Source organism: Candidatus Tokpelaia sp. (assembly GCF_008636115.1).
GTDB lineage: Bacteria > Pseudomonadota > Alphaproteobacteria > Rhizobiales > Rhizobiaceae > QLZD01.
The window spans coordinates 146523-167534 of record NZ_QLZD01000013.1; the positions used below are offsets into that span (position 1 = coordinate 146523).

Annotated in this window: 17 protein-coding genes and 1 other RNA gene; 6 read left to right on the top strand and 12 right to left on the bottom strand. The window is 51.9% G+C overall.

The annotated features are described in order from the left end of the window. Window positions 1–287 precede the first annotated feature (287 nt). The 4 genes from DPQ22_RS01330 to DPQ22_RS01345 form a co-directional block, all read right to left on the bottom strand. Entirely contained in the window at window positions 288–920 is a 633-nt protein-coding gene (locus DPQ22_RS01330; protein ID WP_246681420.1) for a histidine phosphatase family protein, read from the bottom strand. 31 nt (window positions 921–951) lie between these two features. Then, the gene (gene fabI / locus DPQ22_RS01335) at window positions 952–1791 is read right to left on the bottom strand and encodes an enoyl-ACP reductase FabI (RefSeq protein WP_150212812.1); all 840 of its coding nucleotides are present in this window, start codon (window positions 1789–1791) and stop codon (window positions 952–954) included. A 152-nt stretch (window positions 1792–1943) separates the two neighbouring features. After that, window positions 1944–2516 carry a copper chaperone PCu(A)C gene (locus DPQ22_RS01340; RefSeq protein ID WP_150212779.1) on the bottom strand — a complete coding sequence of 191 codons (573 nt, stop codon included), beginning with the start codon at window positions 2514–2516 and terminating at the stop codon, window positions 1944–1946. 290 nt (window positions 2517–2806) lie between these two features. Then, window positions 2807–3748 (bottom strand): DnaJ C-terminal domain-containing protein, encoded by a 942-nt coding sequence (locus DPQ22_RS01345; protein WP_150212780.1) that lies wholly within the window; start codon window positions 3746–3748, stop codon window positions 2807–2809. 339 nt (window positions 3749–4087) lie between these two features. Here DPQ22_RS01345 and fumC point away from each other — a divergent pair, with 339 nt between their 5' ends. Continuing rightward, window positions 4088–5479, top strand: a complete 1392-nt coding sequence (gene fumC / locus DPQ22_RS01350; protein ID WP_150212781.1) for a class II fumarate hydratase — start codon at window positions 4088–4090, stop codon at window positions 5477–5479. A gap of 600 nt (window positions 5480–6079) precedes the next feature. Here fumC and DPQ22_RS01355 read toward each other — a convergent pair. The 3 genes from DPQ22_RS01355 to ispG all read right to left on the bottom strand — a co-directional run bounded on the left by DPQ22_RS01355 (window position 6080) and on the right by ispG (window position 8641). Next, complete coding sequence (locus DPQ22_RS01355) at window positions 6080–6598, bottom strand: hypothetical protein (RefSeq protein ID WP_150212782.1); 519 nt, start codon at window positions 6596–6598, stop codon at window positions 6080–6082. Window positions 6599–6643: 45 nt separating this feature from the next. Continuing rightward, the gene (locus DPQ22_RS01360; RefSeq protein WP_150212783.1) at window positions 6644–7165 is read right to left on the bottom strand and encodes a Panacea domain-containing protein; all 522 of its coding nucleotides are present in this window, start codon (window positions 7163–7165) and stop codon (window positions 6644–6646) included. A gap of 189 nt (window positions 7166–7354) precedes the next feature. Further along, window positions 7355–8641, bottom strand: a complete 1287-nt coding sequence (gene ispG, locus DPQ22_RS01365; RefSeq protein ID WP_150212784.1) for a flavodoxin-dependent (E)-4-hydroxy-3-methylbut-2-enyl-diphosphate synthase — start codon at window positions 8639–8641, stop codon at window positions 7355–7357. Window positions 8642–8876: 235 nt separating this feature from the next. Here ispG and DPQ22_RS01370 point away from each other — a divergent pair, with 235 nt between their 5' ends. From DPQ22_RS01370 to DPQ22_RS01380, 3 genes are all read left to right on the top strand, one after another. Beyond that, window positions 8877–10658: an alpha-D-glucose phosphate-specific phosphoglucomutase gene (locus tag DPQ22_RS01370; protein WP_150212813.1), complete on the top strand. Its 1782-nt coding sequence runs from the start codon at window positions 8877–8879 to the stop codon at window positions 10656–10658. Between the two features lie 129 nt (window positions 10659–10787). After that, a complete protein-coding gene (locus DPQ22_RS01375; RefSeq protein ID WP_150212785.1) occupies window positions 10788–15743 on the top strand; it encodes an NAD-glutamate dehydrogenase in 4956 nt (1651 codons plus the stop codon). A gap of 131 nt (window positions 15744–15874) precedes the next feature. Then, entirely contained in the window at window positions 15875–16702 is an 828-nt protein-coding gene (locus tag DPQ22_RS01380) for a DNA-methyltransferase (protein ID WP_150212786.1), read from the top strand. Here DPQ22_RS01380 and DPQ22_RS01385 read toward each other — a convergent pair. Together DPQ22_RS01385 and DPQ22_RS01390 are read right to left on the bottom strand one after the other, a co-directional pair. Next, window positions 16682–17284, bottom strand: coding sequence for a hypothetical protein (locus tag DPQ22_RS01385; protein WP_150212787.1), 603 nt, complete (start codon window positions 17282–17284; stop codon window positions 16682–16684). The genes DPQ22_RS01380 and DPQ22_RS01385 overlap by 21 nt on opposite strands. Window positions 17285–17417: 133 nt before the next feature. Beyond that, window positions 17418–18164: a YebC/PmpR family DNA-binding transcriptional regulator gene (locus DPQ22_RS01390; protein WP_150212788.1), complete on the bottom strand. Its 747-nt coding sequence runs from the start codon at window positions 18162–18164 to the stop codon at window positions 17418–17420. A gap of 179 nt (window positions 18165–18343) precedes the next feature. Here DPQ22_RS01390 and DPQ22_RS08725 point away from each other — a divergent pair, with 179 nt between their 5' ends. Together DPQ22_RS08725 and DPQ22_RS09390 are read left to right on the top strand one after the other, a co-directional pair. After that, window positions 18344–18496, top strand: coding sequence for a hypothetical protein (locus tag DPQ22_RS08725; protein ID WP_190323083.1), 153 nt, complete (start codon window positions 18344–18346; stop codon window positions 18494–18496). A 50-nt stretch (window positions 18497–18546) separates the two neighbouring features. After that, a complete protein-coding gene (locus DPQ22_RS09390; protein ID WP_425305135.1) occupies window positions 18547–18912 on the top strand; it encodes an Abi family protein in 366 nt (121 codons plus the stop codon). Window positions 18913–19254: 342 nt separating this feature from the next. On the opposite strand, the gene DPQ22_RS01400 is transcribed toward DPQ22_RS09390, so the two are convergent. The 3 genes from DPQ22_RS01400 to ssrS all read right to left on the bottom strand — a co-directional run bounded on the left by DPQ22_RS01400 (window position 19255) and on the right by ssrS (window position 20970). Continuing rightward, the gene (locus tag DPQ22_RS01400) at window positions 19255–20079 is read right to left on the bottom strand and encodes a TIGR00282 family metallophosphoesterase (protein WP_150212789.1); all 825 of its coding nucleotides are present in this window, start codon (window positions 20077–20079) and stop codon (window positions 19255–19257) included. A 35-nt stretch (window positions 20080–20114) separates the two neighbouring features. Continuing rightward, window positions 20115–20723, bottom strand: a complete 609-nt coding sequence (locus tag DPQ22_RS01405) for a 5-formyltetrahydrofolate cyclo-ligase (RefSeq protein WP_150212790.1) — start codon at window positions 20721–20723, stop codon at window positions 20115–20117. A 91-nt stretch (window positions 20724–20814) separates the two neighbouring features. Continuing rightward, window positions 20815–20970: non-coding RNA, 6S RNA (gene ssrS, locus DPQ22_RS01410), on the bottom strand. Window positions 20971–21012 lie beyond the last annotated feature (42 nt).

The following is a 21012-nucleotide window of genomic DNA, read 5'->3' on the forward strand; positions in this document are numbered from 1 at the left end:
CTGAAACAGGCGGCGAAGGGGCATTGGCTGCGGCCTTATAAAGGCTGCTGCCTGCTGCCGGGGGAATTATTTTCGCTTCTCTCACAGGCTGAGGGGCGGTTTTTTCTGTCTCGGCTTGCACGGAATAGCCGGGCCCGGTCAGCTCAGTCAGGCTCTGAAGGGCAGCCGTTTCGGCTGCTGCTTTCGCCTGTTTCTTTCCCTTCATTTGAAGGAAGTGATTTTTGGCTGTTATAGTGGCGGGCGCTATGCGGCAAGGCCGGTGCTTTTAGCCTTTTCTGCCCTCAGAATTACAGCCATTCCAGCCTGCCGTTTTCCAGTTTCAGGATTTTATCTTGCGGAATGATGCTATTGGCTGCCGCATTTTTGTCTAACCCGCCAAAACGGTGCAGGATTGTGCGCAACCAGCCGCCATGGGTGACACAGACTGTCTTGTGACCAAGTGTGGCCAGCCAGCTATTGGCGCGCTCGGCCAGCATTTCATAAGTTTCCGCCCCTTCACCTATGGGCAGGAAATGCCATTTATCCGCCAGCCGGGCAGCATAGGCCGATGGGTAGCGTTCAGCTATTTCTGCCATTTGGAAACCCTGCCAATCGCCAAAGCAGATTTCACGCAGCAAATTATCTGTGGCATAGGCTTGCGGCGCCAGCCTCATAGAAGCGCGCAGGCGTTCCATTGTTTCACGTGTGCGGCGCATCGGGCTGGCGACAAAATAAAAATCTTCTGCCCGGCCGATTAAAGCTTTCAGCTTCAGCCCGTTGGCCGCGGCCTGCGCCCGGCCTGTTGTGTCAATATCTGTATCAATGCTGCCCTGAATACGGCCGACAGCATTCCAGTCTGTCTGGCCGTGGCGCGAAAAATAGATAAGAGGAAGATGTCGCATGGCACTCTCTGCCACAGGCGCAAATAACGCCTGACTCATTATCACGGCGCTGCCGGCGCGCCGCACAGAACTAATCCTTGATGGTGGAAATATCCGGTGCGTCCACTGCTTTCATGCCGATAATATTATAACCGGAATCAGCGTGATGTATTTCGCCGGTCACACAGCAGGACAAATCTGAAAGAAGATAAAGCGCCACATTGCCGATTTCATCAATCGTCACTGTGCGGCGCAGGGGGGCGTTATATTCATTCCATTTCAGAATATAGCGAAAATCACCAATACCGGAGGCCGCCAGAGTTTTAATCGGCCCGGCCGAAACAGCATTAACGCGGATATTTTGCGGCCCCAAATCCATTGCCAGATATTTGACGCTGGCCTCCAGCGCGGCTTTGGCAACACCCATAACATTATAATTGGGCATAACTTTTTCAGCGCCGTAATAAGTGAGTGTTACAATAGAGCCGCCATTGGGCATCAGTTTTTCAGCGCGCTGCGCCAGCGCCGTCAGCGAATAGACAGAAATTTGCATGGTTTTGGCAAAATTGCCTTCACTCGTATCAATATAGCGGCCAACCAGCTCATCTTTGTCGGAAAATCCGATAGCATGCACCAGAAAATCCAGTTTTCCCCATTCGGCGCGAATAAAGTCAAAAACAGCATCTATTGAGGCCGGGTCGGTTACATCGCAATGGCCGCATATTAAAGCATCAAGCTCGGCTGCCAGCGGCTCTACCCGTTTTTTCAGCGCTTCTCCCTGATAAGTGAAAGCAAGTCTGGCACCGGCCCGGTGCGCCTGCCGGGCGATACCCCAGGCAATGGAACGATTATTCGCCAGGCCCAAAATCAGGCCGCATTTGCCGCGCAACAGCTTATCGCCTGTCTCTACCGGATCGCTATTGCCCGCCATTGCCTTATCTTCTGCCGCCATTGCCAAAGCCCCATAATTTCTGAAATATTCTCTCGTTTAAGCCTATGGCACAAATGCCTTGTTTCTTCAAGCCGGTCTCACCAAAAGCCGCCGGTTTTTTTGCCGGCGGCCTTTGATAATGCGCTCGTGCTTCAAGGCCGGTGCTCCGCGGTGCCGGCAGCCGCGCGCACGGTAAACGGCACTTCCATAATTTCACCATTAGAGAATTTGAACTGTGCCTCAAATTTCTCCCCGGCTTTAAAAGGGGTTTTGGGGTTGATAAACATTAAATGATAGGAGCCGGGTTTAAAAGACATCTGGCTTTGCGCCGCAATTTCCACCCCGTCAGCCAAATGGCGCATTTTCATGACATTGCCTTCCATGGTCATGGAGTGAATTTCCACTTTTTGCGCTACATTACTGTGCACTTCGGCCAGGCGGATAGCTGTCCTGCTGTTATTGCGGATTTCAAAATAGCCGGCGCCGACTTTGGCCGCCGGCAGCATGGCGCGCGCCCAGGCGGATTGCACTGTAACAGCGGCAGCTTTTTCTGCCGGCTCCACTGCCGATATGCCAAGTGTAGCGGTGGAGCTGTGCCGCATCTGGGCGGCAGGTTTTGGCGCTGCCTCTGTCTGCGCCAAAGCATGGGAGGCGGCCGCCAGAACAAAACTGCCAAATGACAGTGCCAGAGCGGATTTGCCAATATTGATATTGATGAAAGTCATGATTTTATTCCCTCACAAATTATTTTGAATGCGGTGATATTTTGTCAAAGCAACGAAAATCCTGTTTCAGCACAGGCAGAGCAGGCAAACAGAAACGCAAAGCGCCGACCCTAAATGCGAAATGTGGCTGCTTTATGCCGGCCGGAATTTTGTTCTCTTATACACTGCCGGCAGGCATAATACTTTCACCTTTGCCTGCGCCTTGAGGCAGGCGCACTATAAATATGCTGTTTCCGGTTTTTATTATCCGGCAAAATTGCCGGATATAAGCAGCGCTCTCTTGCTTTTGTCTAGTATTTTTTCACCAGCTCCTCCAGATTTTTGTCATGTTCTTCCGGCAGCATGAGGCGGATATGCACATAAAGCGGCGCCCGGCCGCCCTCTTTCAGCGGCAGGCCTTTATCTTTCAGCCGCAAAACCCTGTCGGATCCTGACCAGGCGGGAATGCCGACCGCAACCGAACCGTCAAGCGTTTTAATGGTTTCCTTGCCGCCCAGAACGGCTGTTTTCAGCCCAATCGGCAAATCCATATGCACAGTGCGCCCCTCCAGCCGAAAGCGCGGATCCGGCTGAAAGCGGATTGTAACCAGCGCATCACCGGCAATACTGCCGGGGGGCTGCTGCCCCTGACCTTTCAGACGGATTGTCTGCCCGTCTTCCAGATAAAGGGGCAATTTGATTTTCAGGCGCTTGCCGTCTGAAAAGGCGACATCTACTTTTTCTGCGCCGACAATTTGCTCCAGCGACAAATCCAGTGCGGCGCTTATATCGGCACCGCGCGGCTGCCTTGAGCGCCTTGCGCCAAAGCCGGCCTGGCCGCCGCCAAAATTGCCCGCCCGGCCAAAGCCGGCCTGGCCGAATATATCGCCCAGAATGGATTCATCAATATGAATATTGCCGCCAAACCCGCCGGACTGTGAGGCGCCGCCAAAGTCAAAATTGCCAAAAGGATTATGGCCGCGCCCGCCGGTGCCAAAACCGCTTTGACCAAAGCCGCCCTGAAATTTCGGCTTGCCTTCAGCATCAATTTCACCGCGATCAAAGGCTGCGCGTTTGTCTTTATCGCTCAAAATTTCATAGGCCTGATTAAGCTCGGCAAATTTCGCCGGCGCGCCGGCATCGCCTTTATTATGATCCGGGTGATAGCGCATGGCCAATTTGCGAAAGGCTGATTTTATTTGCTTTTCATCGGCTGTTTTTGCAACACCCAGAACCGTATAGGGATTGCGCATGAAATTTCCTCTCGCAGGGGTGTCGGATACAGGATTCAAGACAGCTTTATAACAGACTGCCTCCTTTTATTTCCCCTATATGCGTAATCTAGCAACAGATTACGAGGGAAAAAAGCTTTTTTAGCAAAATTAATGCAGAAATCTGTCTGGCGGAAATTTTGTCCTTTGCCGATAAAAACTGTGCGCAGGAAAGCAAAGACGAAGTTTTTTGTAACAGGACATATTTTCGCCGCTTTTTTGCCGGGCTTTATGTTAAGACTAGCCGGAATAATTGGGGCACACAGTGTCCCTGCGCCAGGTCTATTGTTAAGATCCCAGGTCTTGTTGAGAGGTGAAATTATGAGTAAAACCCGCACGGAAACTGACAGTTTCGGCCCGATTGAAGTGCCTGCCAATCAGTATTGGGGGGCGCAGACGGAGCGCTCTTTGCGTAATTTTAAAATCGGTGATGAAAAACAGCCTGTGCCGCTTATTCATGCGCTGGGCATTATTAAGCAGGCCGCGGCCAAAACCAATATGAAGCTTGGCCGGCTGGACAATAAACGCGGTGAGGCGATTGTCGCCGCGGCAGTGGAAGTCGCCGCCGGCCGGCTGGACGATAATTTCCCTCTGATTGTCTGGCAGACCGGATCCGGCACCCAGACCAATATGAATGCCAATGAGGTGATTGCCAACCGCGCCATTGAGATATTGGGCGGCGAAATCGGCTCTAAAAAGCCGGTGCACCCCAATGATCATGTCAATATGAGCCAATCTTCCAATGATACTTTCCCCACGGCCATGCACATTGCCGCAGCAAGGGAGGCAGTGGAAAAATTATTGCCTGCTATCGATTATCTGGCCGCTGCCCTGCATAAAAAAGAAAAGGAGTTTGCCGGCATTATCAAAATCGGCCGCACCCACACGCAGGACGCTACGCCGGTGACGTTGGGGCAGGAATTTTCCGGCTATCGGGCGGCGCTGGATTATGGCCGCCGCCGTATTGAAACAGCATTGAAAGGGCTTTATCATCTGGCGCAGGGAGGCACGGCTGTCGGCACCGGGTTAAATGCTCCTGTCGGTTTTGACTGCGCTTTTGCCGAGGAAGTGGCGGCGATTACCGGCCTGCCGTTCAAGCCGGCGGCCAATAAATTTGAGGCCCTGGCCAGCCACGGCGCTTTACTGGAATTTCACGGCAGTTTGAATGCGCTGGCGGCCGATTTGTTTAAAATCGCCAATGATATTCGTCTGCTGGCTTCCGGCCCGCGTTCCGGCTTGGGCGAGCTGAGCCTGCCGGAAAATGAGCCTGGCTCTTCTATTATGCCGGGCAAGGTCAACCCCACCCAATGTGAGGCTATGACCATGGTGGCGGTGCAGGTTTTCGGCAATCAGACGGCCGTGACAATCGGCGCTTCGCAAGGGCATTTTGAGCTCAATGTTTATAAGCCGGTTATTGCCTATAATGTGCTGCAATCACTACGCCTGCTGGCCGATGCCATGCGCTCTTTCACCGATCATTGCGTAATGGGGATTATTGCCAATGAAGCGCGCATTCATGCTTTGCTCGAGCAATCGCTGATGCTGGTAACCGCGCTGGCGCCGGCTATCGGTTATGATGCGGCGGCCAAAATCGCCAAGACAGCGCATAAAAACGGCACAAATTTGCGCGAGGAAGCCTTGAAAAGCGGTTTGGTCTCAGCAGAGGATTATGATCGGCTGGTGCGGCCGGAGAAAATGATTGCTCCGCATTAAGCTGCCGTTTTGTGCCCCAAAAGCCGCTGGCAGCCGTTGCAGAGTTTTCGGGTAAGGCCGCAAAGCAGGAAATATTTTGTGCCGGGGAGAGTTGCAGACGGCGGCTGGCCATTTTTGGATAGGACACAAAACCGGACAAAGAACAATTTCCGGCAAACAGATAATGGCGCGTCCGGTTTAAATGAGGGTGCCGTTTCGCCGGTGTGAGACGAGGAATTGTGCCCTGGCCTTGCTGTCAGCCGCTAAGTTGCGGTTAAATTGCCTTTAGCCCGGCAATGATTATCTGCGCTCTCAATGAGAATGGGGTTCTGTGTGTGGCCTTATCACGAATTTTTGGGGGAAGCACTGCTCTGGAATTGAGCCGCTTGAAAAACCGGTTTGCCCGTAATTGCGGCAGCTTTTGCCGCGGCTCTATTGCCTTGCCGTGATAGGCAATCGGAGGTCAAGCAGGCGCAGAAACGCGCCAGAGCCGGCCTCGCCCCAAAGGAGAGGAGCTTGTCCTTGGTTATGCGCGCGCGCCGCTTGCGGGCTTTTCTTAAATTGCGGGGCAGGCGGCCTTAAGGAAGAGGGGAGCGCCAAAGCGGTTTTGAGCGCCCGATGCTATTTTATATCGGTGCTTTTTTGCACCATATCAAAAATTTTGATAATGGCCTGCAAATTTGGCGGCAGATAATCTTCCTTATGGCGTTCATTATAGATTTTGAAAGCGCCGTTAAGCACGGTTACCAGCACCCCCATAACAGAAGAAACGCCGGCAATAATAAACATTGCCTGCGTATAGGGGCTGAGGCTTTTAAAATAATCGGGCAGGAAGAAAATGAGATAACCGAGCAAAAGATTGATAGAGATAACATAGGCAGCGGCAAACAGCACAGCAGAAAATCTTATCCATTTTATCCAGTTCAAATCTTTCTTCAAATCAGTAATATAGGCTTGAATATCGATAATAGCCTGCTTTTTAAGCCTGTTCCCTGCCTCTAAATCCTGCACCCTGATGGTCAGGTCTTTTATAAGCGATTCCAGCCGGCGGGAATCGGGCTGATTGAGAGCCTGCTGCTCTGCCGGTGATTCGTGTATTTGCGGCACAACCGGCACTGGGAATACAGAAGAGTCTGCCATAGATTTAGTTTATGCACTTTTAAATTGCATAAGGCAAGCAGGAATTCAGGCAGGTTTTTCCGGCATGCCGCGCTCCCGCGCGGATTGAATATAATAATTGCGCATGGCTTCAAGCGGTATAGTGCCGAAAAAGCCTTTATCTCTTTTCACTGTTTTATCCCACGGACTGCCGTCAAAATGGGTAATTTCCGAAAGTTTAAAAGCGGTCATCGGCCCGTAAAGCTGTAAAACAGCGGCAATAGTGTCCTTTTGCGCCGGACTCAATTCCGCCTGATAAGGGGCAAGCAGGTCTTTATTTTCTATTTTTTCACTGCTTTCAATCGGCAGGCTGCCGCGGCCGCTGTAATTCCAATAAACATCGGGATAAATCGGGCCATATTGCCAGGCTTGCGGCTGGGTGGCGATTAACGGTTCCCGGCAAAAATAAAATGACCAGCCATGTGCCATAAAAATAAGTTTTTGCAGTTTCATCAATGATAAGTCATCAATATTATATTTGGGCGCTTCGTCCAGAATATAATTGGCGACAGCCCGTGCATCTTGCGGTTTTTCCTGCATTTCAGCCATGAATATTTTTGCTCCTTCAGGGCTTGGGCCGGGGAATCAACAAGCCTCCCGAATCAGGGGAGGCTGCCATCGATTTACTTTTTCGCAATCGCTAATGTAAGCAAATTTTATAAAGAAAGCAATAAAAATAGCTGATTATTGACAAAATAGGAAAAATCCCGCCCCGGCAAAATTGTTAGTGAGCAGATTTCAGGCTTTTGCCGCCGTGCCGAAGCGGTTTTCAATATAATCGGCCAGCATTTGCTCAAACCGGGCGGCAATATCCGGCCCGCGTAAAGTGGCGGCTTTAACCCCGTCAATAAAAACCGGCGCGGCCGGGCTTTCCCCCGTGCCGGGCAGGGATATGCCAATATCGGCCTGTCTGGATTCTCCCGGGCCATTGACAATGCAGCCCATCACCGCCACAGAGAGCGCTTCCACACCGGGATATTTCTCCCGCCAGAGCGGCATATTGCGGCGAATATCGGTCTCTATTTTTTGCGCCAGTTCCTGAAAAGCGGCAGAAGTCGTGCGGCCGCAACCGGGGCAGGCGGCAATAATCGGCACAAAACGGCGAAAGCCCATGGTTTGCAATAATTCCTGCGCCACCTGCACTTCACGCCGGCGGTCACCGCCCGGCTCCGGTGTCAGCGAAATGCGGATTGTGTCGCCAATGCCCTGTTGCAGCAAAATGCCCATGGCAGCGCTGGAGGCGACAATGCCCTTAGTGCCCATGCCGGCTTCTGTCAGGCCCAGATGCAGAGCATAATCCGAGCGCTCGGCCAGCATAATATAAACGGCAATCAAATCCTGCACGGCGCTGACTTTGGCTGATAAAATAATTTTACTGCGCGGCAGCCCCATAGCCTCTGCGGCTTTGGCCGAGAGCAGCGCCGATTGCACCATGGCCTCACGCATGACCTGCTTTGCTCCCGCCGGCCTGGGGGAAGCGGCATTCTCATTCATAAATCGGGTCAGCAATTCCTGATCCAGCGAACCCCAATTAACCCCAATGCGCACCGGCTTGTCATAGCGCAGGGCAATGGCAATAATATCGGCAAATTGTTTATCGCGCTTGTCGCGGAAGCCGACATTGCCGGGATTGATGCGATATTTGGCCAGAGCCTCGGCGCAGGCCGGGTGGTCGGCCAGCAATTTATGGCCAATATAGTGGAAATCGCCAATAAGCGGCACATTCAGCCCCAGCCGCGCCAGCCGGTCGCGAATATGAGGCACGGCGGCGGCGGCTTCATCGCGATCCACCGTGAGGCGCACCAGCTCAGAGCCGGCGCGCGCCAGCTCGGCCGCCTGGCGCACCGTGGCATCAATATCGGCCGTATCCGTATTGGTCATGGATTGCACCGCCACCGGTGCCGCACCGCCGATTATCATGCCGCCAATAGTAACGCCCACAGTCTTATGCCGCGGCAATATGGAGCTTAGATAGCGGGGTGCTGCTGCCGTATTTTGTGCGCAAGGGGGCGTGAGTTCAGACATAATCAGCCATTATTTGATAAAGGTGCCGGATTGTGCTGCCAATCAACGGGCAGATTCTGCCGGCAAGGCAGTGCCTTATAGACTTTTCGCCATGCTAAAACAACAAAAAAGCAAAAACGGGGCAATAGTCGCCGCCGCGCCTTTTTATAATTTGCTTTTATCCGGCCTTGCGTTAAATTGGGGCAGGAATTGTTATAAGCATATAATCGGCAAATCCGCCGGGAAAGGTGTTGCAATGCAGATAAAGACTGTCACTACAACCCCGTTTGACGATCAGAATCCCGGCACTTCCGGCCTGCGCAAAAAAGTCGCCCTGTTTGCCCGGCCGCATTATGCCGAAAATTTTATTCAGGCCGTATTTAATGCGGTTGGCCCCATGCAGGGTAAATTGCTGGTTCTGGGCGGTGATGGGCGCTATTATAATCGCGAAATTATTCAGTTGGTGCTGAAAATGGCAGTAGCGCAAAATGTGGGTAAAATTCTGCTGGGGCAAAGCGGTATTTTATCGACTCCCGCCACCTCACATATTATCCGCAAATATCAGGCCTATGGCGGTTTTATCCTTTCCGCCAGCCATAATTGCGGCGGCGTCGATGGTGATTTCGGCATTAAATATAATATGGATAATGGCGGCCCGGCGCCGGAAAAGGTGACACAGGCGATTTTTACTGAGAGCAAAAAGCTCACCGCCTATCATATTGCCGTCATGGACGATGTGAATATTGACCGGCAAGGCCGCAGCCAATGCGGCGAGACAATAATTGAAGTGATCGATTCTGTCCGTGATTATGCCGATATGATGGAGGATTTGTTTGATTTTGCCGTTTTGCGCCGCTTTTGCGCCCAGGGCTTTGCTGCCGGGGTGAAAAACGGCGCGGCGGCCAAGGCCAATGGTGCCGGCAAGGGAGAGGCGGCCGGCGGTTTCCGCTTTTGTTTTGACGCCATGAATGCGGTAACCGGCCCTTATGCGCATGAAATTTTTGAGCATCGCCTTGGCCTGCCCAAGGGCACGGTAATACGCGGCACGCCTTTGCCCGATTTCGGCAAAATTCACCCTGATCCCAACCGGATTTATGCCGCTGATTTATGCCGGGCGGTAATGGCGCCGGACGGGCCGGATTTCGGCGCCGCCTCAGATGGAGACGGCGATCGCAATCTGATTATCGGCAAGGGTATGTTTGTTGCGCCTTCGGATTCGCTGGCTATTCTGGCCGCCAATGCCACTCTGGTAAAGGCCTATAAAACCGGCTTGCGCGGCATTGCCCGCTCCATGCCGACCGGCATGGCGGCCGACCGCGTGGCGGCAAGGCTGGGCCTGCCGCTCTTTGAAACGCCGACCGGCTGGAAATTTTTCGGCAATTTGCTGGATAGCGGCGCGGTGACCTTTTGCGGTGAAGAAAGTTTTGGCACCGGCTCCAGCCATGTGCGGGAGAAAGACGGTATTTGGGCGGTGCTGATGTGGCTGAATATTATGGCCGCGACCGGTAAAACGGTGAAGCAACTGGTTGAGGAGCATTGGGCGCTTTATGGCCGCAATTATTATACCCGCTATGATTATGAAGGAGTGGAGAGTAATGCTGCCGATAAAATAATGGCCGATTTGCGCGCCGGCCTGGCGGCGTATGAAGGGCAGGAAATGGACGGCTGGGAAATTGTCAAAGCTGATGATTTTGCCTATCATGACCCGGTAGATAAGAGTGTGAGCCGCCATCAGGGCATTCGCTTTTTGCTGGCCAAAGCCGGGGACAATGCCAAAGGTGAAAAAGGGCAGAAATCCGGCAGAGAAGCGGTGAAAGGCGATAAAGACGCAAATTACGCGGCACGTTTTGTCTTTCGTCTTTCCGGCACCGGCACGCAAGGGGCGACTTTGCGCCTGTATCTGGAATATTATGAGGCAGATTATGACAGGCAGAATCGCGATGTGCAGGAGGTTCTGGCGCCGCTTGCCCGCCTGGCCGACAAAATTTCCGGCTTGCAGGCCCGCTTGCAGCGCAACCGCCCCAGTATGATAGTGTGAGCGCCCGGATCGCTTTGTCACTCTGCCCTGTGTTCCTGCCCGGCTGTTTTGCCTTAATTTTGCTTGATAAATGCCGTTTGATAGCCTAAGGACAGCGAAGTTAAACGGATTTTCCGGTCGGAGTATGTAATGGCGCGACAAGCAGCAGAGCAAGGGGTTTTTGCCCCTGCTTTTATCCTGAAGACAGAGGCAGGCAAAGCGGCAGTAGAGGCTGTTGCCGCCGGGCAAACCGGGGCAAATGGCGCGGCGGCTTTTGGCAGCCGGATTTTTGCCCATGCCGGCGCTGAGGATCTGGCCGCTTATAGCGCGCGCGAGCAGGAAAAAGCGGCGCTGGCGGCCGCACAGGCGCTGGTGGCGTGGCAGCCCGGCGCGGCTATTATCCGGCTGGATAAGGATTATCTCACCCGCAAGGGTGAAAAAGTTTCAGTTCTGACTTTGGTCAATAGCAATAAGCCGTTTTTGTTTGATTCTGTTATTGGTGAAATTTACGGCCGCAATCAGCAGGAAGCCGGCTTTGCCGCCGGCGATGAGCGCCGGGCCGCTCTGCCGCCGGCCGTGTTTCTGGTGGCGCACCCGGTTTTTGCGGCATTTCGGCAGAGTGATAACAGCCTGGCAATAGCACAGCCGGGTCTGCCGGCGGCGGCGGGGGCGGTGCGTATCAGCCTGATTCAGATACATTTGCAATTTGCCGATGACAGCCAGGCAGAAGAGCTTCTGGCCGCCTTGCGCATTGTAACAGAGCAGGTGCGCCTTGTTTTTCATGATCGTGCTTCTATTGAGCAGGCTCTGGCAGGTGTGCAGGATAAATATCGCCAGGCAATGCCTGCCGCCTATCAATCACAGCGCGCGCGGGTGCTGGAGTTTTTATCCTGGCTGGTCTCGGGCAATTTTGTTTTTCTTGGTCTGCGCGAATATGCGTTTAGCCAGAAAGGCGGCAAGGCGGAATTACGGCCGCAAGGGGCGGAGCTGGGGATTTTAACCGATGCGGATATTCGTATTTTGCGGGATCCGGAAAAAATGGAAACTTCGGAAGAAATTCTCTCTTTTATGAAAAGCGGCGATTTAATGCTGGTGACCAAAGCGCGCACCCGCTCACTTGTGCATCGCAATGCTTTTCTTGATTATATCGGCCTGAAATTATTTGACAATAAAGGGAGATTGAGCGGTGAATTGCGCCTTGTCGGCCTGTTTACCGCCAATGCCTATCATGCTTCGGTTTTGCATATTCCCTATTTGCGCCCCAAAGCAGAGGCGATTATGACCGGGCTTGGCTATGATAGAGCCGATCATTCCGGCCGCAGCCTGCTGCATATATTGGAAACTTATCCGCGCGATGACATGTTCCGCCTGCCGGTGGCGGCTCTGGCGCCGAATGCCGATATTATCCGCGAGCTGGGGGAGCGGCCGCGTATTTGCGTGTTAAGCAATGCCGATCGTTTTGGCCATTTTGTCTCATTACTGGTTTTTGTGCCGCGCGACCGTTATAATACTGCCGTGCATCAGGCTGTGGGTGCGGCTTTATTACGCGCTTATGACGGTGATTTTTATGAAAGCCAGCCGCGCTTTTTTGACGAGAGTCTGACCCGTATTCATTATATTGTCCACCGCAAAGGCGGGGCCGTGCCGGCTGTGGCGATAACCGGGCTGGAGGCGGAAATTGGCGGGATTATCGGCACATGGGAAGACAAGGTGCAGGCGCTGGCAAAGGCCATGCCGGCGCCCGCCCGCATTGCCGCTCTGGCAGCAAGATTGCCGCAATCTTATCGCGATGTGTTTGCGCCGCAACAGGCGCTGTTTGACGCCGCCTTTATTGCCGCTTTAAGCGCAACAGAGCCGCTTTATGTTGAATTTTATTGCCCGGTTGCAGGGGGGGGGCGGCTGTCCTTGCGCCTGTTTCATCGCGGTCGGGCTTTGCATTTGTCGCAACGCGTGCCAATATTGGAAAATATGGGTTTTCGCGTTATTTCTGAGCAAACAGTGGAAATACCGGTAGAAGAACTGCCGGCGGAAAATAGAGCGGGCATTGAGGCCGCGGCCGCGGTTTACATTCACGCTATGGAGCTGGAAAATCTTTATGCCGACCCTGAAAAAGCGAGCGCCGCCGCCGCGGCAAAGCCTGCGGCCAATCTGGCCGCTTTGTTCCGGCTGGTCTGGGCCGGGCAGGCGGCTGATGACAGTTTTAATGCTTTGCTGCAATCCGCCGGTCTCAGCCTTGAGGCGGTGTTTATTCTCCGCGCTTATGGCCGTTATTTGCAGCAGGCGGGCGTGCCTTACAGCCAGGACAGGCTGGCTGCCGCTTTGAATCATTATCCCGCTATTGCCCGGGCGCTTTATCAGCTTTTCTGCCTGAAATTTGACCCGGAACTGCAAACAGACGGGATAGAAAAGCAGTATAGCGCGCTGGAAGCGGCGCTTGAGCGTGATTTGCAGAATGTTCCCGCTTTAGATGATGACCGCATTATCCGCGCTTTCCGCAATTTGATTGCGGCGAGCCTGCGCAGCAATGCTTTTGCTGCGGCGGGCACAGGGACAGATAAAATTGATAAAGCGGCAATTCCGGCAGTTAAAACGCTGGCTTTTAAATTTGATCCGCATAAAATTGATAATTTGCCCCAGCCGCGCCCTTATCGCGAAATTTTTGTTTACGGCCCGCTGGTGGAAGGAGTGCATTTGCGCTTTGGCCCGGTGGCGCGCGGCGGTATTCGCTGGTCAGACAGGGGGCAGGATTACCGTACCGAAATTCTGGGGCTGGGTAAGGCACAGCAGGTGAAAAATGCCGTTATTGTGCCGGTGGGGGCAAAAGGCGGTTTTTACCCGCATTATTTGCCGGCAGCGGCGGATCGCGCGGCGGTCAGTGAGGCGGCGCGGCAGGCCTATATGGCTTATATTGCCGCTATGCTGTCCATTACCGATAATATTAGTAATGGGGAAGTAGTGCCGGCGCGTGAGGCTTTGGTGCGGCATGACGGTGATGATCCGTATTTTGTTGTCGCGGCCGATAAAGGCACGGCCGCCTTTTCTGACACGGCCAATGCTTTGAGCCGGGAAGCCGGCTTCTGGCTGGACGATGCTTTTGCCTCCGGCGGGTCGGAAGGCTATGATCACAAGGCTATGGGTATTACCGCCAAAGGCGCCTGGGAAGCGGTAAAACGTCATTTTCGCGAGATGAATCACAATATTCAGAGCGAGCCTTTTACCGCTGTCGGCGTGGGTGATATGTCGGGCGATGTCTTTGGCAATGGCATGCTTTTGTCGGAAAAGACCCGGCTTCTTGCCGCTTTTGATCATCGCGATATATTTATTGACCCGGAGCCGGATTGCGCGGCCGCCTATAATGAGCGGCAGCGTTTATTTGCGCTGCCGCGTTCGAGCTGGCAGGATTATGACAAAAGCAAAATATCGGCCGGCGGCGGCGTGTTTTCACGTCTGGAAAAAAATATCAAATTATCACCGCAGGCGGCAAAAGCTATCGGTTTTGATAAAACAAACGGCACGCCGTTTGAAATTATGGCAGCAATTTTGCGGGCGCCGGTGGATTTGCTGTGGTTTGGCGGTATCGGCACTTATATTCGCGGCACAAATGAGACCAATGCCCAGGTAAGCGACCGTGCCAATGATGCGCTGCGCATTACCGGGCAGGAAGTGCGCGCCAAAGTCATTGGTGAGGGGGCCAATCTGGGCGTAACCCAGAATGGGCGGGTGGAATATGCTTTTGCCGGCGGCCGTATCAATACGGACGCTATTGATAATTCTGCCGGGGTGAATTGCTCTGATATTGAGGTGAATATTAAAATTGCCCTGGCGGCAGCGCAGGCTGACGGGCGCTTGACGCGGAAACAGCGTAACAGCCTGTTAAAGGCCATGACGGCGGAAGTTTCCACTTTGATTTTGCGCAATAATTATGTGCAGAGCCTGGCTTTGTCTTTGGGGCAGCAGCGCGCCGCCGGTCTTTTGCCGTATCAGATACGCTTTATGAACGAGCTGGAAGCGCGCGGCCTGCTGGATAGAATAGTGGAAGTTTTGCCCGATAACCGCATTCTGGCCGAGCGACAGGAAAAAGGCTTAGGGCTGACCCGGCCGGAGCTGGCCGTGTTAATGGCTTATGCCAAAAATACTTTGGCGGCTGAGCTGACAAAAAGCGATCTGGTGCTGGAGCCTTATTTTGAGGAAACACTGCTGGAGTATTTTCCTCAGGCCATGCGCGCGGATTTTGCCGAATATATTCGCCGGCACCCGCTGCGGCGCGATATTATCGCCACTATTCTGGCGAATGACAGTGTCAACCGTGGCGGGGTTACTTTTGTTTCGCGCCTGCATGATAAATCCGGCCGGAGCACGGCAGAAATTGTGCGCAGTTTTATTGTGGTGCGTGACGGTTTCGGCCTCAAAGCCCTGTTTGATGAAATTGACGCGCTGGATAATAAAATTGCCGGTTTGGTGCAAAACCGGTTTTATGAAGTGCTGTCACGCATGATATTTGCCACAACAGACTGGATATTGCGCAATGTCCGCCCGACAGATTCTCTGCATAATCATGTGGCAATGATGAAAAATGTCTATCAGATGATTGCCGGCAAGCTCACCGCTCTTATCCCTGATTATTTGAAAGAGAAGCAGCAAAAAGCAGCCAAAGCCTATGAAAAACAGGGTGCGCCCGAGGCGTTGGCCGAACAACTGGCTTTGCTGGAACTGGCGGCTGTTATTCCTGATATTATTTTGGTGGCACAGCAGACAAAAGCCGATATTGCGCAGGTTGCCCAAACCTGGTTTGCCTGTGTTGAGCTGCTTGGCCTGCCGCAACTGGAGGAGGCGGCAGCCAGAATAATAGTGCGTGATTATTATGATGGTCTGGCGCTGGAGCAGGCGCAAAACAGCATGGCGGAATCCTTGCGCGCTATAAGTCTTGCCGTTTTGAAAAATTTTGCCGGTGCGGCGCAGCCGGTCGAAGCCTGGCAATCGCGGCAAAGGGAGACAATAGCAGATAATATTGCCCGCTTACAGGCTCTGCAAGGGGCGGATATGAATGTTTCCCGCCTGACAATAGCTGCCGGTATTTTGGCGGATTTAGCTGCTGACAGTGCTTGACATATTCGCGTCCTGCCGAAATTCTCCCCTGCCGCAGGCGAAAGCGCAGCGTAAATGCGATAAAAGCCGCAGTGAAAACCAGGCTTTGGACTATAAATTTCGCTGCTTTTAAGCGGATACAGGGTTATAATATGAGAAATAACTTTGATGAATTTATTAACGAAGTTATTTGTGGCGATTCTGCCGTTATATTAAAGAAAATTCCCGACAAATCCATTGATTGTATCATAACGTCTCCGCCTTATGATAATCTTCGTGATTATAAAGGATTTACATTTATTTTTGAGAATATAGCAACTGAAATCTGTCGCGTCTTAAAAGATGGCGGTGTGTTAATCTGGATTGTTGGAGATGCTACAGTCGGAGGTTCTGAAACTCTGACTTCGTTTAAGCAGGCACTATATTTTCAATCATTAGGTCTAAATTGTCATGATACAATGATATATCAGAAGAATAATTTCAGTAATCCCTCCAGGACGAGATACCATCAAATTTTCGAGTATATGTTTATTTTTTCCAGGGGGGCTCCAAAAACTTTTAATCCAATTATAGATAGAAAAAATGTTTATGTTGGCTATTCCAGTTTAGGTGAAAATACTGCGAGGAAGGCAGATGGCTCTTTTTCTACAAATCGTAAAAGAACTATAGGCGAATACGGTATGAGGTATAATATATGGAAGGGAAATACAGCGGGACAGGAAAATATGTGCAAACATTTATCTCACCCGGCACAGTTCCCTCTATGGCTGGCAAAAGATCATATATTATCCTGGACTAAGGAAAATGATATAGTATTAGACCCGTTTTGTGGCAGCGGAACAACGGGTTGTGCCTGTAAAGAATTAAAAAGACGGTTTATAGGTATAGAGATAGAAGACACATATTGCCAAATAGCAAGGGAGAGAATTAAAAATCATAAATATCAATATGATTCTGCTCTACAACTGCCCCTGGAGTAATTGCGCAGGATTATAAATATGTTTATTGTTCTGTTGAAACTCTAATTTCAATTTAACCTGCTTCAAAAACATATCGGTAAAATGAGCTTTTCCGCTTACTAATCTTGCTGTTTTGGTAGTTGCAAAGCCAACTAACAAATGAGAAGCATCTTGTGTAATTTTTGGGGAAGCTGAGGGTGAAAAATAGAATGATCTGAAAGACGAATTTTCACTGCCGTCAGCGTAAGTTTTTATTTCTACATAGCAAGGATAAGCATCGTCTATGAACCCGTCCGGGTACCCCGTTGCTCTTATGCCGCCTTTCGTTGTTTTGGGCGAGGTATATTTCAATCCAAGTTTTAGGCATTCTTCGGCAAATTTTATCTCAACATAATTGCCAAATTCGTTTACTCTTCCAGTCCAGCCGGGTAAGGAGTTTATAATAGAAATCGTGTTATTTGCCGCCGATTTTAGCTGTAATAACAAAGAAGGATTGGAAAATTTTATAACCTTACGGTCATAGATAGTTTCAATAATATCAGGAAAAGCAAAACTTTTTCCGTGATTGGATTTCATTATTGTGAGGTCTGGTATTTTTGCCATTTTACGCCTTTTGGTAAAAAAACAGGATAAGCCAAAGGCGAAACCGGCGGACGCGCACCAGGGCAGGATATTATTGTGCGCAATATCAAGCGCCGCCGGCAAAAACCAGAAATGCTAAAGCCCACAAAATGTATCAGGCCGAAAGCTTCGCCATAATAGCGTCACTTATATCATAATTGGCATAGACATTTTGTACATCGTCATCATCATCGAGTGTATCAATGAGGCGCAGCACCGATTGCGCCTTTTCCTCATCAAGCGGGGTCAGGCTATCCGGTTTCCACACGGCTTTAATGCTTTCTGCTTCCCCTAGGCTGGCTTCCAAAGCTTTGGCAACATCGCCAATCGCTTCAAAAGCGCAGAGAATAATATGGCCGTCCGCATCAGACTGGACATCATCGGCACCGGCTTCAATCGCCGCCAGCATCACTTTTTCACTGTCACCCGCTGCTGCCGGATAAATAATTTCGCCAATGCGGGTAAACATAAAGCCGACAGAACCGGTCTCCCCCAAAGAGCCGCCGGCTTTGGTAAAGGCTGAGCGCACATTAGAGGCGGTGCGGTTGCGATTATCGGTTAAAGCCTCAACAATCACCGCCACGCCGCCCGGGCCATAGCCTTCATAGCGGACTTCTTCATAATTTTCGCCGTCATTGCCGGCGGCTTTTTTGATTGCCCGCTCAATATTGTCTTTCGGCATGGATTGCGCTTTGGCATTTTGAATGGCAAGGCGCAAACGCGGATTCATATCCGGCTCAGGCAAGCCGTGTTTGGCAGCGACAGTAATTTCGCGCGCCAGTTTGGAAAATATTTTGGAGCGGGCAGCATCTTGCCGTCCTTTACGGTGCATAATATTTTTAAACTGTGAATGGCCGGCCATAAACTTTCCCCGTTAAATACGGGGCATTCGCGCCCCGCTTATTTCGTATCTTTTATAAAACAAACTTATCTTCAGAGCAATCGGCTTTCTTGTCTTTGTTTTTCAGCTATATTGCTGGCTTAAAAAACCTTAGACTGCCGGCAGAGACAATAGCAAAAACATAGAGTTTGCAGCACAAAATGCGCTATGCAAAACAGTCAGCCTCGAGCGCGACAAAACAAACGAAAAAATGGCAATCTTACACAGAGCAGATTAACCTCTTGCAGCAGCGCGGCCTTATTATTGATAATGACGCTGCTGCCGCAAAAGCTTTATCTTCCATCGGCTATTAGCGCTTAAGCTGTTATGCCTACCCGTTTCGTGCCTTTGGCGCAAATCGCCTATTACCAAAGCTTTCGGCCTGTCGGGCGCTGTTTTGGCAAGCTGGCTGCATGGGTTTAACTTTGTGCGTAATATTGCTGCACATCATGCGCGATTATGGAACAGTGCTATTGCGGTGCCCGTAACAATACCGAAAACTTTATCTAACTTATCCAGGTTAGACAACAGGCGGCCATTTTTATATTTTTGCCTGATACAATTTATTATAAAACAGTCAGAAAAAGAAAGGCTGGCGCTGCCGCCCTGCAACTGGGGAGAAAAGTTTAAAAATCTGCCGGCGATATTTCTGCATATTGCCAATCAGGCGGTCACCCTTTCGGATATGGGCTGCATTGCGGACTGGGGAAAATGGGATTTACGGCAATAATTAGCGAAAAAATGTCCGGTGCGTATGCAAGCCTTGCTTTTTCCCCTTATTTCTGAGAGGCAATCAATGCAGCCAAACACAGAGACCCCGGAACTATTATGCGCGGTAATAGCGTCCCTGTTGTGATTTGCAAGGAAAAAAGAATTATCGCCTTGACAATTCGGCACAATAAGGCTGCATAGCGCGAAGAGTATGAGTCTCCTCACCGGAAATCGGGCATGGCCTGCTGCAAATGCGGGCCAAGGTGCCGGCTTTGCGCCGCTAAAACGGCTCTGCTGTTTTAGCTTGGGGGCGCAAGCCATAATTTTGCCGCTGCGTGCGGCTTTTGCTTTTTTCGCCGCGTTAATTCCAGAAATCGGGCATGGCCTGCTGCAAATGCGGGCCAAGGTGCAGCGGCGACAGTCTTTCTGCCAGGCCGGTGCGGTCGGAAATTTCGACCGCCAGGCCGCAAATGGTCGCCTTGCCGGTTGCGGCCTCAAACCGGCGGCGCGGTATTTTGCTCAAAAAGCGCTGTAACGGCTCTTCCTTATCCATACCCAGCACGGAATCATAATCGCCGCACATGCCGGCATCAGACATATAGGCCGTGCCCTGCGGCAGAATATGGGCATCGGCAGTCGGCACATGGGTATGCGTGCCGGCGACAATACTGGCGCGGCCGTCAACAAAATGGCCGAAAGCCTGCTTTTCGCTGGTGGTTTCGGCATGGAAATCGATAATAATGGCATCGGCCTGCTCACCCAGCGGGCAGGACGCCAGAATTTTTTCGGCCGCGGCAAAAGGGTCGTCCAGCGCCGGCTGCATAAACACCCGCCCCATAATATTGGCGGCCAGCACGCGTGCCCCTTTGGCGGTGGTGAAAACAGCGGCGCCTTTGCCCGGCGTGCCGGGCGGGTAATTGGCCGGGCGCAAAAAGCGCTCGGCGCGCTCAGCATAAATCAGCGCATCTTTCTGGTCAAAGGCATGATTGCCGGTAGTGATAACATCAATGCCGCTGTGCAGCGCCTCAAGATAGATTTTTTCGGTTATGCCGTGACCGGCCGCGGCATTTTCGCCATTGACGGCGACAAAATCCAGCTTGAAATCATGCCGAAGCGCCGGTAATTGTTTAAAGACCGCCTCGCGCCCGCTGCGGCCGACAATATCACCCAAAAACAAAAAACGCATTATTTCATCTCTCTCACTATTATCAGGCAAGGTTTTTAAAACGGCCTCAGGCCGGTTTCGGTCAGGACAGCGTGCAGTTTTATATCATGCTTTTCCGCCTGCCAGGCAGGAAGTTCCTGAATATTAAAGCCGAGGCCGATAAGCGGCGGGTTGGCGCCCTGCCTTTGCCTGGCTGCTATTGCCTTGTCATAATGGCCGCCGCCGCGCCCCAGCCGGTTGCCGCAAGCGTCAAAAGCCAAAAGCGGCAATAAAATACTATGCGGCAGGCAGGCCGAAGCTGTTGCCGGCGGCTGGTAAAAGCCGAGACTATGGCGCTCCAGCCTGTCGCCCGCCCGCCACAGGCGAAAGAGCATTTTATCGGCCTTTGTTACAGCGGGCAATGCCGTTTTTTTGCCTTGCGCCTGTAGCGCCTGTAGCAAGGGGCGGCTGTCAATTTCATCACCTTGCGGGTAGTAAACGGCAATAATATCGGTATTTGCAGAATCGTTTTGCCGGTGATTGCGCCTGTTATAAGCGGCACAAAAAGCCAGCAGCGCCGGCAGGTGCAGCGCCAGGGATCCGGCTGCCTGACAGCGTGCCGCAGCGGTAAGACCGGCGCGACAAATCTGCGCCCGGCGGCGCAAAAACGCTTTATCAGATACCATGGCAGCTCTGCCTTGATCGGGGAAAAAACGGCTGTTTCGGCAATAAAGCGGCAAAATTGTCACAGCGGGCGATAAGCAGGGTGATGAAAAAACGGTGTCCACGGCAACCGATGGAATATATGACCCGGGAACCTGCTAAACAGGTGGGCGCCGTATGAAAAAGCCCACGGGCCTTAACAGGGACAGCTCCCTATAGGATCAATAAGGCCCCGAGGATTGTTTACCCTGTCGCGAAGCGCAGATCACCGCCGCCGAATATACTATAGAAAGCGCTCTTATGCAACTATTG